Annotated in this window: 9 protein-coding genes and 3 pseudogenes; 8 read left to right on the top strand and 4 right to left on the bottom strand. The window is 67.2% G+C overall.

All coding sequences use genetic code 11. The features are described from left to right. Positions 1 to 137: 137 nt before the first annotated feature. Together ADT71_RS07360 and ADT71_RS07355 are read right to left on the bottom strand one after the other, a co-directional pair. Entirely contained in the window at positions 138 to 845 is a 708-nt protein-coding gene (locus ADT71_RS07360) for a TetR/AcrR family transcriptional regulator (protein WP_054435995.1), read from the bottom strand. Positions 846 to 1,001: 156 nt separating this feature from the next. After that, positions 1,002 to 1,352, bottom strand: coding sequence for a hypothetical protein (locus tag ADT71_RS07355; protein ID WP_054435994.1), 351 nt, complete (start codon positions 1,350 to 1,352; stop codon positions 1,002 to 1,004). A gap of 169 nt (positions 1,353 to 1,521) precedes the next feature. Between ADT71_RS07355 and ADT71_RS07350 the strand changes: the two are divergent. Together ADT71_RS07350 and proP are read left to right on the top strand one after the other, a co-directional pair. Continuing rightward, positions 1,522 to 3,581, top strand: a pseudogene (locus ADT71_RS07350) (AsmA family protein). Positions 3,582 to 3,817: 236 nt separating this feature from the next. Continuing rightward, entirely contained in the window at positions 3,818 to 5,308 is a 1,491-nt protein-coding gene (proP, locus tag ADT71_RS07345) for a glycine betaine/L-proline transporter ProP (RefSeq protein WP_054435993.1), read from the top strand. Positions 5,309 to 5,394: 86 nt separating this feature from the next. Here proP and ADT71_RS30155 read toward each other — a convergent pair. Beyond that, a pseudogene (locus ADT71_RS30155) lies at positions 5,395 to 6,174 on the bottom strand (S1/P1 nuclease); the annotation flags it as partial. Between the two features lie 49 nt (positions 6,175 to 6,223). Here ADT71_RS30155 and ADT71_RS07340 point away from each other — a divergent pair. Then, positions 6,224 to 7,311: pseudogene (locus tag ADT71_RS07340) on the top strand (phosphatase PAP2 family protein); the annotation flags it as partial. Here the strand turns inward: ADT71_RS07340 and soxR are convergent. Continuing rightward, a complete protein-coding gene (gene soxR, locus ADT71_RS30150) occupies positions 7,274 to 7,855 on the bottom strand; it encodes a redox-sensitive transcriptional activator SoxR (protein WP_369818199.1) in 582 nt (193 codons plus the stop codon). The pseudogene ADT71_RS07340 and the gene soxR sit on opposite strands and share 38 nt — an antisense overlap. A 221-nt stretch (positions 7,856 to 8,076) precedes the next feature. On the opposite strand from soxR, the gene ADT71_RS31220 reads away from it, so the two are divergent. The 5 genes from ADT71_RS31220 to ADT71_RS30145 form a co-directional block, all read left to right on the top strand. Then, complete coding sequence (locus ADT71_RS31220) at positions 8,077 to 8,232, top strand: hypothetical protein (protein ID WP_156336513.1); 156 nt, start codon at positions 8,077 to 8,079, stop codon at positions 8,230 to 8,232. 5 nt (positions 8,233 to 8,237) lie between these two features. Further along, complete coding sequence (locus ADT71_RS07330; protein ID WP_054435991.1) at positions 8,238 to 9,356, top strand: efflux RND transporter periplasmic adaptor subunit; 1,119 nt, start codon at positions 8,238 to 8,240, stop codon at positions 9,354 to 9,356. Between the two features lies 1 nt (position 9,357). Then, the gene (locus tag ADT71_RS35275) at positions 9,358 to 11,343 is read left to right on the top strand and encodes an efflux RND transporter permease subunit (RefSeq protein WP_304437736.1); all 1,986 of its coding nucleotides are present in this window, start codon (positions 9,358 to 9,360) and stop codon (positions 11,341 to 11,343) included. Then, entirely contained in the window at positions 11,337 to 12,440 is a 1,104-nt protein-coding gene (locus ADT71_RS35270; RefSeq protein WP_304437737.1) for an efflux RND transporter permease subunit, read from the top strand. The genes ADT71_RS35275 and ADT71_RS35270 overlap by 7 nt, the downstream gene beginning before the upstream one ends. Before the next feature lie 153 nt (positions 12,441 to 12,593). Continuing rightward, on the top strand, positions 12,594 to 13,430 hold an 837-nt coding region (locus ADT71_RS30145), incomplete at its 3' end, for a TolC family protein (RefSeq protein WP_231635686.1).

The raw sequence follows: 13,430 nt of genomic DNA, 5'->3' as shown, positions 1-13,430 counted from the left end.
TCGCCGCCCTTTCAGTCGTGGGTCTGCGGCGCTTTTCGCACCGTCTGCCCATCCATCTCCTGACGACGAAAGTCTCGCGTTGGACGGCGCGAGTCAATATATTTCTTTTCTCAAAAAGAAAGATGTTTGCGGGAACGTCAGCGCTCCGTTTCGCAAGCCTGCGCCGATGCGCAAAGCGCGCGGATTCCGCCAGCAACGAAAGCGGGAAGCCGGTCGGCGATACCGGCGAAATCCGAGGACCGGACTTCGCCTTTCGAAATCCGGTCGATGCGCCCGGTCTGCCCGAGCGAGAACGTGAAGGCGCCGGTGAGGAAGTGATACCCCCAATAAAGCGTCTCGATCGGGGCCTGCGGCATCAGGCGCTGCATGTCGGCGATGAGCACCTGGGAAACCTCGTCGAACACCTCGGACATCAGCGAGTGCATCGCGCCCTTCGAACTGTTCACATAGGCGACGATCGCCGCATAATTGCGATGCCCCTCGTCCCGCTGGGCCATGTCGAAGCCGGGGCGGACAAAGGCGTCGATCAGGCCCTCCAGCGTTCCCTTGTCGCCGTATTCGCGGCGATAGGCTTCCAGCGCTTCGTAGCGGGCGGCATTGATGAGCGGGCCGCGCCGCCGGAAGACCGCCGCGAAAAGCTGCTCCTTGTCGCCGAAATAATAGCGCATCAGCGCGGTATCCACGCCCGCCATGGCCGCCACGCTCGCCAGCGTGGTGCCGTTGTATCCCTTGGACGCGAATTCCGCCTCGGCATGGTCGAGGATCAGCGTCATGGATTCCTCGCGCCGCTCGGCATTGGGACGGCGCGACGCAGGTTTCTTCTTCTCGTTCTGTTTTTTCGTCACTTACCGATCCCGGGCATGCTGCTCCGGCCGAAAGCACGACCGGGCTTGCTTCCCCAGATATCAATTTTGTCCGGCAAGTCGAAGCCATAGACCGGCTCGTCCCACGATTTCCCTGTCGCAATCGCCGGCGCGAAGGCTCTCGCGATCGGTTACGACCTAGCGCCCGACGCTGGACAGGCGCACGAGATCGGAGCTTTCGCGGCTCGATGCATTGTCGGGATATTCGACAAGTCCGTCCGGCCGCAGGATCGTGAGGTCCGAATCCTCGACCGCGCCGTTGAGCGTTACCGGCCAGGTCACCGACATCGGCACCATCTGGCCCGGAATCCGGAAAGTATCGATCCGCCATGCCAGAATCTGGCTGGTCTCCGACATTTTCGCCGGATCGCCATCTCCATGAACGATGAAGAACCCGATCGGAGCGGGCACGCATGTCGTGGAGATCAGCTCGTAATCCATCCGGTTCTCCATGACCATGCCCCCATCGCGCCCGTCCGGAACGGACATTTGCGGTACTCATGCCGATCTACCGCAATTCGGCTTACGGCAAACTTACAAGGTGGCAAGGCACGTTCATGCCCGCGAACCGCCACATTTGCGCGAAGTTCGGCCCATCGGTTGCACGGCGCGTCCCGGCGGCGCAACCAAATGGCCTGCCCGCGCGCTTTGCCGCATCATGGACGCGCCTCTCCACAGCGACGATCGGGAAGCCCCGCCCGGCAATCCACACCGGGCGCGCGCCTTGCGCATCCTGCGCAATGTCGTGCTCGTGCTGGTCGGCGCGATCTTCGCGGTGTGGCTGGTGCTGTTCGTGACCAAGGGCCGTTTCCTCAAGCACTCGTTCGAGCGGATCGCCACATCGATGACCGAACGCAAGGTCAGCGTGAGCGGAGACTTCCAGCTCTACTTCGCGCCGCTGCGGATCAAGTTCGTGGCCGAAGGGCTGGACGTTGCCAACCCGCAATGGGCCAAACGGCCCAGCTTCTTCGCCGCCCGCCGCATGGAGGCGCGGATCGCGCCGCTTTCGCTCCTGTTCGGCCGCCGGCACTTTCACAGCCTTGACCTGACGCAGGGCGAGGCCGATCTCGAATGGGATGCCGCACACCGGCACAATACCTGGACTTTCGGCAGTTCCGGCACCGGCAAGCCGCTTGAATTCCCGCGCATCGACCGCGCTGCCGTTTCCGGCACCCGCATCCGCTACAGCGACCCGCAGATGCCGCTCACGGCCGACCTCCTGGTCATCCCGTGGTTTCCACCGACGCGCGGATCGGCAAGGCCGTGGCGGTTCGCGGCACCGGCACATTGCGCAGCACCCCGTTCCGGGTGGAGGCGCGCCTGCTCACCCCCGATGCCACGGTCAATCGCGGCCGCAACGCGCTGGAGGCGCACATCCGGGCGGCGAACAACGTTATCGACGTATCGGGCACCCTGCCCTCGATCGCCGATGTCGAACGCGTCCCCCTTCGCGCGCGCGCGCAGGGCCGCGATCTCTCCGAACTGCTGGGAATCATCGACGTCGCGATCCCGCAGACCCGGCGCTACGCCCTGAAAGCGCAGATGGTGAAGGACGGCGAGACTTACCGCTTCACCGGCATGACCGGCACGTTCGGCCAGTCGGACCTGTCCGGCCGCTTCACGGTGACCAACGCCAAGCGCCTGCGGCTTGACGCCACCCTCGCCACGCGGCGGCTGGACATCGTCGATGCCGCTCCGTTCATCGGCTACAATCCCGATATCGTCGCCTCGAAAGGCGCGGTCGCGGCGGCGGCGGCAACGGGCGCGGGCGCGCAGCGCGTCCTGCCCGACGCCGCCCTGCCGGTGGAGGCGATGCAGCGCTTCGATGCCGGGCTGGACTGGAAGGTCGGCGTGGTCCGCTCGCGCAATGTGCCGGTGCAGGACATCTCACTGCGGCTTGCGCTTGAACAGGGCCGGCTCAAGCTTTCGCCGCTGACATTCTCGATGGCGCGGGGCGACGTGTCCGCCGATCTCGTTTTCAACACCCGCCAGCGCCCTTCCGCCGTCAGTTACGATATCCGCCTCTCGCCCACGCCGATGGGCCGCCTGCTGTCGGGCTACGGCGTGGCGGAGGCGGGAACTTCCGGCACCATCCGCGGGCGGATCAAGCTGGAGGGGCGCGGCGATACCATCCACGATTCCCTCGCCACCGCATCCGGGCGGCTGGCTTTCGTGATGCCGCAAGGCACGTTCTGGACCCGCAACGTGCAGCTGGCCGAACTGGACCTCGGCACGTTCGCGTCGAAGATGTTCGAGGGCAAGCTCAAGAAGCCGGTCGAGATCAACTGCGGACTGGTGGCCTTCACCGTTCGCGGCGGACTGGCGGCGGCCGACCCGATCCTGATCGACACCAGCAAGAACGTCATCACCGGGCGCGGTGGCTTCAGCTTCGATACCGAGGCGGTAGACCTTGCGATCCGTGCCGACGGAAAGAAGTTCAGCCTGTTCTCCGGCCAGTCGCCCGTCGGGATTCACGGCCACTTCGCGAAGCCCTCGCTCGACATCGTCAGCAAGCAGCTGGTGGGCCGGGCCGGGGTGGGGCTCGGCCTTGCGGTGGTTGCCACGCCGGTTGCCGGGCTGCTCGCCTTCGTGGACGTGGGCGACGCCAAGTCCGCCGCCTGCGGCCCGGTCCTCGCCGGGGCGACAGCCGCCGCGCAGCGCACCTCCAGGGGCAAGCCGCGCGACGATCTGGGCAAGGCGGACAGCCGGAAAAAGTGATGGAGACCTTTCGAACGAAAGCGATTTTTGCGCGGCGCCCCCCTTGCGCCTCGTCCCGGCCGAGGCACGGCTCGCCCATTAACGCCCCACATTTGCGGTAGGCGTGCCTATGGGGGCGGTCCATCGCTTGATGCCCTGACGGGTATCGCACCCTTTCACGGCCGCCCTGCGGCCGCTCCCACCGGCTGATTGTGGCGCGCCCTTGCGTGCCTGCGCCGGTTCCATCGGAGACGTACATGACCAAACCCCATGCGCATCATGCGCATTTCGGCTGGTTCAAATCCAGCCGCGACCTCGTCGTAGACGATGTCACGCTGGTGGACCGCTCGCAGCTCAATCGCGCGGTTGCCGCCGCCGCGCTCGGCAATGCCATGGAATGGTTCGATTTCGGCGTTTACGGCTATATCGCGGTCACCCTGGGTCATGTCTTCTTCCCCACCGGCAATCCCGCCGTCCAGCTTATCGCCACGCTGGCGACGTTCGCCGCCGCCTTCCTGGTGCGGCCGCTCGGCGGGCTGGTGTTCGGCCCGCTCGGCGATCGATACGGCCGCCACCGGATCCTCGCGTTGACGATGGTGATGATGGCCGTGGGCACCTTCGCCATCGGCCTGATCCCTTCCTATGCCAAGATCGGCATGGCCGCGCCGCTGCTGCTGCTGCTGGCACGGCTGGTCCAGGGTTTCTCGACCGGCGGGGAATATGGCGGCGCCGCGACGTTCATCGCCGAATACTCCACCGACCGGAACCGCGGGCTCATGGGAAGCTGGCTGGAGTTCGGCACGCTGGGCGGCTACATCGCCGGGGCCGGCACGGTGACCGCGCTGCAATTCGCGCTGAGCGATGCCGACATGCTGGCCTGGGGCTGGCGCATCCCGTTCCTGATCGCCGGCCCGCTTGGCCTGCTTGGCCTCTACATGCGCCTGAAGCTGGAGGAAACGCCCGCCTTCCGCATCTATTCGGAGCAGGCCGACAAGCGCGAAAGCGAGCGCCCCGGACTGCGCGCCCTGTTCAGGGGCCACTGGCGCCAGCTTCTGAAGTGCGCCGGGCTGGTGCTGGTGTTCAACGTCACCGATTACATGCTGCTCACTTACATGCCCAATTACCTGAGCGTGACGATGGGCTATGCGGAGAGCAAGGGGCTGTTGCTGATCATCATCGTCATGCTGGTGATGATGCCGCTCAACGTGCTCGGCGGCCTGTTCAGCGACCGGCTGGGGCGGCGGCCGATGATCATCGGGGCCTGCGCGGCGCTGTTCCTGCTGGCGATCCCTTCGATGCTGCTGATCGGCACCGGCAACGACTGGCTGATCTTCCTCGGCCTGATGACGCTGGGCGTGGCGCTGGTCTGCTTCACCAGTTCGATGCCCTCCACCCTGCCGGCGCTGTTCTACACCCCGGTGCGCTACAGCGCGCTGTCGATCGCGTTCAACCTCTCGGTCTCGCTGTTCGGAGGGACGACGCCGCTGGTCACGGCATGGCTGGTCGAACGGACCGGCGATCCCCTCGTACCCGCCTATTACCTGATGGCGGCCGCCACCATCGGCATCGCCACGATGCTGCTGGTCCGGGAAACCGCCGGGATGCCGCTGCGCGGATCACCCCCCGCGGTGGAGACCAGGGCCGAGGCGATCGCCCTCGTGCGGAGCGACCAGCCGGTCACGGTGGACAGCAGCATGCCCCGTGCGCCCGAACCCGCTGCCGCCCCGGTCGGCGCGCTTCCCGCCTGACGCCGCGCTGACAGATGAAGCGACGGCGGCGGATATGCGCCGCCGTCGCTCAAGCTGCTACTTGCGCTTGGCCGGACGCAGGGCCGGCGCGGATTGTCGAAAATCCAGTTGAGATAGGCCGCGATGCGGATGCCCGCCCGTTCGAGCCGGTCGTCCACCTCCTTGCGGTGCTGGTAGGCATAGTCCCACGAAAGCGCGGGGTCTGCCGGGTAGATCGTCTTGCGCAGGGCGATGCTCTCTCGCACCCAGACGGACGGGTCGCGCTCGTTCCATTGCACGACCTGCTCGGGCGTGATCGCGCGGGACAGCCAGCCCGCATATTCCGAATAGGACAGCGATCGCTGTTCGATCAGCCCCGAATCCCACACCGAATGCAGGTTTGTGGCATTGCCGAACCACGTCACCTTCACGGTGTTGCCGCCGCGATCGTCTCCGCCACCGGCATGGAGCGGCTGGTGCAAATCGCCGATGATGTGGACGATGAAACGCAGCGCCGTGCGCCGGTCTTCCTGCGAGGCCTGCGGATCGCGCAAGGTCGCCGTGAAACGCGCAAGCGCGGTCAGCGCGTCGCCTTCGGGCGGGGCGTCGGACGGCTTGTAGGCGTCGCCCTCGCGCACGGTGACGTAGTGCCACGGGCTGGCCGTCTTCTTCCAGAATTCGGCCGGATCGGACTTCATGTCGTCGGGCCAGGTCGCGGCTTCGGCCAGATCCTCGGTCCCAAGCAGGATCCTGACATTGGCGCGGGCCATGCCGCTCAGGTTCTCCTGCGCGATGGCGCCGGTGATGCGATGGCCGATCGGCCCCCAGGCCTGGGCCGGGGAAGCCATTGCGGCAGCGGAAACGATTGCAAAGGTGAGATAACGCATCGGGCGTCCATACAACAACGCTATCGCCCTGCCACGCCCGGATTTTCAAATGTGGACATTGCACGGGACGCACGCCATGGCGCGCGCCATCGATTGTCCGGTTCATCGAGCCTTAAGCACGATTCGGGCTGATCGCCGCTCTCGTATCCCGCCCGCCGTTCATCCCTTCGGACAAGACGCAATGCCTTCGACGCAGCCCTCCTGGTCCGTGCCAGCTCCTTCCGGCACGGCTTTCGGCGATCCCGGTCCTGCAGGCCCGGTTCCCGCCTGCGCCGCCGGCATGGTGACGGCCCCGTCAGCCACCGCACCGCGCCCGGCACAGGCGTTCATCGTGCGCGGCCCCGCGATCAGGCGGCATTTCCTCGCAGGACTGCTGCTCAGCCTTGTCGTCCTGTCCGTGCTGATGCATTTCGCCCGGCTTCACATCGATCCGCTGCGCGCCAGCAACCTGCCGTACTACGCGGCGGGACTGGTGGCCGCCGCGCTGCGTTTCGCGCTGCCCCGGACAAGCTGGCGCCATGCGGAGGCAGTGGCCCGGTTCAGCGAATACGCAGCGCTCTTCACGCTCATCTCGCTCATGGGCGCTACCGCCAGCTACCCGGTCGCCGCGCTGACCCATGGCTATGCCGACGTGGCCCTACAGCGAATGGACATGGCCATGGGGTTCGACTGGCTCACATGGTACCGGCTGGTCGCGGCCCACCCCGCGCTCCAGTTCCTGGGAACGGTGGCCTATCGCAGCATCTACGTGACGCCCGTGCTCCTGCTCTGGACCGCCGCCCGCAGCGGTCGTCAGGACGAGGCCTACCGGTTCATCGCCGGGTTCTGGCTGGCGGCGATCGTCACGCTGGTGGTGTTCAGCCTCATGCCCGCAGTCGGCCCGTTCTCGCACCTCTGGCACGGGCCGATCGCCTACATGCCCGAAAGCGAGCTGTGGCAATCGGGCCTGATCCCGGCCTGCGCGCCCATGCCGTGCATGTGGTGGACCTCGGCCAGTTGCGCGGCATCGTGTCCGCGCCCAGCTTCCACACGGCCGCCGCCGTCCTCTATATCGTGGCAGGCTGGCGCAACGCATCGCTGCGCTGGCCGATCGTGGCGCTCAATGCGGCCATGCTGCTCTCCACCCCGGTGGAGGGAACCCATTACCTGATCGACATGATCCTCGGCGCGGTGGTGGCCTCGCTCTCGCTCGCCCTGATCCGCCTTTACGAGCGCATCGCCGCAAGCTGAAAACGGCGGCGGCCTTATTCCGGCGCCTTTTCCGACTGGGCAGCAGCAAGCAGCCGGCGCCCGGACCTTCGGATGCGAGCTGATCGCCCGGATTGCGCAGCGGGCAATCCTCCAGCGAGAGGCATCCGCAACCGATGCAACTGTCCAGCTGGTTGCGAAGCTGGATCAGGCTGGTGATGCGCTCGTCCAGCATCGCGCGCCAGTCCCGGTTCAGGACGTCCCACTGCGCCGCAGTGATCGGCATGGCCGGAAAGCGGTCCAGATGTTCCTTGATGAGCGAAAGCGGCAGGCCCGCGCGCTGGGCGATCCTGATGATCGCCACGCGCCGCAATATCCGGCGTTCGTAGCGCCGCTGGTTCTCCTCGGTTCGCCAGCCTTCGATCAGGCCCTTCTTCTCGTAGAAGTGGATCGTCGACACCGGCACGCCGCTGCGCTGCGCCACTTCGCCCACGGTCAGCGACCGGCTATTTTCCGCCACCCTCTATTCCTCAATCATGGTTCAGGATTTCCACGCGCGTATAGCCGTTAAAACCGCGCGAACATAATCGCTAAACACCGGCATCCTGATCGGAAAATACTATGTTGACCTAAACTATAGTTGAGGTTGTAAGAGGCGTGTCGGCTTGCTCCGCGCAAGCTTCCCCCCATGGGAAATCCCCAAGAGGAGCCGACATGATCCTGTTTTACGAGCCCTTGAACCCGGCGATCCGTCCGCCGCTCGGCAAGTCTGCCGCGCACCGGATGGGGACCGGGCGGCAAGCGCCGCCCTGCACCGCCGCGCTTCCCCAGGCGGATGGCGGCACCTCCGGCCATGGCATGGCGGGGTGACGGCCATGGAGGAAACTTCGTCAGGCGAAACGCGCGCCCGGCCGGTTCGTACCATAGCGGTCACCGGCGTCGCCCTCGCCGCTCTTCTCGGCGGCCTTTTCCTCTGGCGCGGGCTGCGCAGCGGCGCCGAGGAGCAATGGCCGCAGCAGGCCGTCCCTGTCGCTGCGGTGATCGCCACGCCGCGCGAAGTGCCTCAGGCGATCGAGGCCATCGGCGCCTTGACGGCGGTGCGCGAAGTCACGCTTTCACCGGAAGTGGCGGGACGCGTTTCCGCGATCCAGTTCGAAGCCGGGCGGCAGGTCTCCGCCGGAGACCTGCTCGTGCAACTCTACGACGGGCCGGAACGCGCCGACAGGCAGGCGGCGGCGGCGCGGGCACAGTTCTCGCAGCTTCAGTTCGCCCGCTCGAACGGACTGGCGTCCACCGGCGCGGAACCGCGCGAACTGCTCGAACAGCGCCGCGCCGAACGCGACCAGGGCCTGGCATCGGTCAGGCAGATCGACGCTAGGCTGGTGCAGAAGCAGGTGCGGGCGCCTTTCGCGGGGCAGCTCGGCATCCGCCGCGTCAATCTTGGCCAGTATCTCAACCCCGGTGATCCCGTCGTCACGCTGACGGCGCTCGATGCGCTCTACGTCGAATTTGCGGTTCCGCAGCAGGAACTGGCGCGGCTCAAGCCCGGTGCCGGCGTCGCCGTCTCCACCGACGCCTTCCCCGGACGCACCTTCTCCGCACGCGTCAATGCCGTGGAGCCGCAGATCGGCAAGGACACCCGCAACGTCACGGTGCAGGCCCGGCTCGCCAATCCCGATCGCGCGCTGCGACCCGGCATGTACGTCACCGCCGCAATCACCCTGCCCCCGCGCAAGGACGCGCTGGTGGTGCCCGCCACCGCGATCCAGACATCCGCACAGGGCGACAGCGTGATCGCGGTGCGCGGCAGGGATGCCCGCAAGGGCGGCACGGCGGAGATCGTGCCGGTGCAGGTCGGCGCGCGGATCGGCAACGCAGTGGTCGTGACAGACGGCATCCGCGCGGGAGACGTCATCGTTTCCGAAGGCCAGCTTCGCGTCCAGCCCGGCGCGCAGGTCAGGGTCACCAGGCTTTCCGCGCAGGAGGCCGGCTGACATGCGCTTCACCGATCTGTTCATCCGCCGCCCGATCCTGGCGATCGTGGTCAGCCTGCTGATCCTGCTCGTCGGCCTGAGCGCGGTCTTCGCCCTCCAGATCCGCCAGTATCCGCGCATGGAAAGCGCCACGATCACCATCGACACCGGCCTTCCCGGCGCGACGCAGGACGTCATGCAAGGCTTCGTGACGACGCCGATCGCCCAGTCCATCGCGACTGCTGGCGGCATCGAGTACCTCACCTCCACCTCCACGCAGGGGCGGAGCCATATCGCCGCCAAGCTCGTGCTCAACGCCGATGCCGACCGCGCCATGACCGAGGTTCTCGCCAAGGTGCAGCAGGTCAAGTACCGGCTGCCGGAAGGCGTCACCGATCCGGCCATCGCCAAGATCACCGATGGCGCCTCGGCCATCCAGTACGTCGCCTTCACCAGCGAGCGGCTTTCCGCCTCGCAGATCGCGGACTTCGTGAACCGCGTGGCGCGCCCGCTCATCACTTCGGTGCCGGGCGTCGCCTCGGCCGAGATCAGCGGCGGCGCGCCGCCCGCGATGCGCATCTGGGTCGATCCCGTCAAACTCGGCGGACGCGGCCTTACCGCCGGCGATATCGGCGCGGCCCTGCGCGCCAACAACGTCCAGGCCGCCCCCGGACAGCTCAAGGGCGCGAGCACCGCGATCAACATCACCGCGGGCACGGACCTGCGGGATGTGGAATCCTTCCGCCAGATGGTCGTCAATGGCGGCTCTTCCGGCGGGCTGGTGCGGCTTGGCGATGTCGCCACGGTCGAACTCGGCGCCCAGAACTACGATGCGCAGGCACTTTCGGCGGGGCACAAGTCCGTAACCGTGGCGATCGCTCCCACACCGGACGGCAATCCGCTGGAAATCGTGGCCGGCGTGAAGGCCCTGCTGCCGCAGATGCAGCGCGTCGCCCCGCCGGGTCTCGAAGTCCGCAGCCAGTTCGATACCGCGCACTTCGTGGAAGCCTCGATCGACGAGGTGGAACATACGCTGATCGAGGCGGTGGCCATCGTCATCGTCGTGATCTTCCTGTTCCTCGGCACGTTCCGCGCCGTCATCATTCCCGTCGTCACCATCCCGCTTTCGCTGCTGGGCACGGCGGCGCTGATGCTGGCCTTCGGCTTTTCGCTCAACCTTTTGACCCTGCTGGCGATGGTGCTGGCGATCGGCCTGGTGGTGGATGACGCCATCGTCGTGGTGGAGAACATCCACCGCCATATCGAGGACGGCGCCAGCCCGATCGAGGCCGCGCTGCTAGGCGCGCGGGAGATCGTCGGCCCGGTAATCGCGATGACCATCACGCTGGCGGCGGTCTATGCCCCCATCGGCCTGATGGGCGGGATGACCGGCGCGCTGTTCCGCGAATTCGCCTTCACGCTGGCAGGTTCGGTGATCGTCTCGGGCGTGATCGCGCTCACTCTGTCGCCGATGATGAGCAGCCGCCTGCTTCACGCCAAGATGGGCGAGAGCAGGCTGGAAAAGGCGCTGGAGCGCGCCATGCACGGCCTTACCGCACGGTACGACCGCCTGCTGGGCCGCACTCTTGCCGCACGGGGGGCCGTGCTTCTGGCGGGCCTTGCCATACTGGGCGCCAGCGTGGTGTTCTTCACCGGCGCGGCCCGCGAACTCGCCCCGCAGGAGGACATGGGCTACGTCTTCGTCCAGACCAAAGCCCCGCAATACGCCAATGTCGATTACACCGCGCGGTTCAGCGCCGAAGTCGAGGCGCTGTTCCACAAGGTGCCCGAATATGCGGACAGCTGGTTCGACATGGGCGGCGCGAACGGCGCCAACATGGGCTTCGGCGGCATCATCCTGAAGGAATGGGCGGACCGCACCCGCAGCGCCGATCAGGTTCAGGCCGAAATCGCCGGGTCGGCCGCGCCGTCACCGGGGTCTACACCGCCGCATTCCAGGACAGCCCGCTCCCGGCGGGCAGCGGCGGCCTGCCGGTGCAGATGGTGATCCGCTCGTCTGACGAGTTTCCCGAAATCCATCGCACGCTGGAAGCGCTCAAGGGCGCGGCATGGGGCAGCGGGCTGTTCGCCTTCGTCGATGCCGACCTCGCGTTCGACAGCCAGGAAGCCCACGTCGCCATAGACCGCGCCAAGGCGGGCGAACTGGGCGTCTCGATGGCGGAGATCGCCGATACGCTGGCGCTGATGGTGGGCGAAAACTACGTCAACCGGTTCAACTGGCATGACCGGTCCTACGACGTCATCACCCAGGTCCCGCAGGACCGGCGCCTGACGCCGGACAGTCTCGGCGGCTTCTACGTGAAGACCGGGTCCGGCAGTCTCGTGCCCCTGTCCACCGTGGCCAGCATCACCATCAATCCCCAGCCCAACAAGTTGCCGCAATTCAACCAGATGAACTCCGCGACGATCTCTGCCGTGCTGATGCCCGGCGTCACGATGGGGCAGGCGGTGGACTTCCTGAAGGCCCAGCCGCTGCCGCCGGGCATGACCGTCGACTGGCTGTCCAACAGCCGCCAGTACGTGCACGAGGGCAACCAGCTCACCGTCTCGTTCGCCTTCGCGCTGGTGGTGATCTTCCTCGTGCTGGCCGCCCAGTTCGAAAGCTTCCGCGATCCGCTGGTCATCCTCGTCACCGTGCCGCTCGCGGTCTCGGGCGCGCTGGTGCCGCTCTACCTCGGGTTCACCACGCTCAACATCTACACGCAGATCGGCCTCGTCACCCTGATCGGGCTGATTTCCAAGCACGGAATTCTCATGGTCTCCTTCGCCAACGAAATGCAGCACGCCCACGGCTGGAACCGCGCCGAAGCGATCCGCCATGCCGCCGCCGTGCGCATGCGCCCGATCCTGATGACGACGGCGGCGATGGTCGCGGGCCTCGTTCCCCTGCTCTTCGCGGGCGGTGCGGGCGCCGCCAGCCGCTTTGCCATCGGCATCGTGGTGGTCATGGGGATGCTGATCGGCACGCTGTTCACGCTCTTCGTCCTGCCCACGATCTATACGCTGCTCGCCGGGGATCATCGCCCGAAAGCCCGGGCAGAGGCCGACAGCGCGCCTGGCGAAGGAGGGCTGGCCCATGCGTAAGCGCCCGATCGCAGCCGCGCTCTGCACGCTGCTCGCCGCAGCCTGCGCGGCGGGGCCGGACTACCGCCGCCCTACCGCCCCCGCCTCGGCCGGAGAAGCCTTCGTGACCCGCGCAGAGGGGATCGATCCGGCGTCTCCCCTGCCCGACGACTGGTGGCGGCTCTACAACGATCCCGTGCTGGACGATCTCGTCGCCCGCGCCTTTGCCGCCAACACGGATCTTCGCGCGGCATCCGCCAACCTTGCCAAGGCACGCGCGTCCTGTCCGAAGCGCGCGCCGGGCGCCTGCCTTCGACCGCGCTTTCGGCGGGCGGCGGCTACGGCGATTCCGTGCAGTTCGGCGGCGGACAGGGCGGATCGGCCCAACTGGCAGGCGCTCAGTGGTCCGGAAACGCTTCCGCATCGCTGTCATGGGAAGCCGACCTGTTCGGCCGCGTGAGCCGCACTGTCGAGGCCGCGCATGCAGATACGCAAGCGGTCGAGGCCGCGCGCGACGGCGTGCGCGTGCTGGTGGCGGCGGAAACCACCCGCGCCTATCTCGGCGCCTGCGCCAATGCCCATGCGCTGGAGGTCGCCCGCGAATCCGCCGCGGCATCGGCCCGCAGCCGCGATCTGGTTTCCGCGCAGGAGAAGGCAGGCTCAGCCGCCCGCTTCGATGTCGAGCGCGCCGCAGCCGCCGCGGCCGGTTCCCGCGCCGCGATCCCGGCGCTGGAAGCGCAGCGGCAGGTCGCGCTGTTCGAACTGGCGGCGCTGCTGGGGGAGACACCGCGTTCCGTCCCCGCTGCGGCGCAGGCCTGTTCCCGCCCGCCCGATCTCGCCGGCGCACCGCCCCTGCCGATAGGAGACGGCGCCGCACTGCTGCGGCGCCGGCCGGACCTGCGCGAGGCCGAACGCGGCTGGCGGCGGACACGCGCGGATCGGGGTGGCGACGGCCGATCTCTATCCCCGGATCACCTTGGCGGTTTTGGCGGCTTCCTGCGCAGCGAAACC

Source organism: Novosphingobium sp. ST904 (assembly GCF_001298105.1).
Classification (GTDB): domain Bacteria; phylum Pseudomonadota; class Alphaproteobacteria; order Sphingomonadales; family Sphingomonadaceae; genus Novosphingobium.
Note: the sequence above shows the minus strand (reverse complement) of the source record. Positions and strands in the feature narration are given on the sequence as shown.

Bases quoted from the DNA above. Each gene is read 5' to 3' on its own strand.
- ADT71_RS07355 (WP_054435994.1), bottom strand. From the start codon at position 1,352: ATGTCCGTTCCGGACGGGCGCGATGGGGGCATGGTCATGGAGAACCGG.
- proP (WP_054435993.1), top strand. From the start codon at position 3,818: ATGACCAAACCCCATGCGCATCATGCGCATTTCGGCTGGTTCAAATCC.
- ADT71_RS31220 (WP_156336513.1), top strand. From the start codon at position 8,077: ATGATCCTGTTTTACGAGCCCTTGAACCCGGCGATCCGTCCGCCGCTC.
- ADT71_RS07330 (WP_054435991.1), top strand. From the start codon at position 8,238: ATGGAGGAAACTTCGTCAGGCGAAACGCGCGCCCGGCCGGTTCGTACC.
- ADT71_RS35275 (WP_304437736.1), top strand. From the start codon at position 9,358: ATGCGCTTCACCGATCTGTTCATCCGCCGCCCGATCCTGGCGATCGTG.
- ADT71_RS35270 (WP_304437737.1), top strand. From the start codon at position 11,337: ATGGTGATCCGCTCGTCTGACGAGTTTCCCGAAATCCATCGCACGCTG.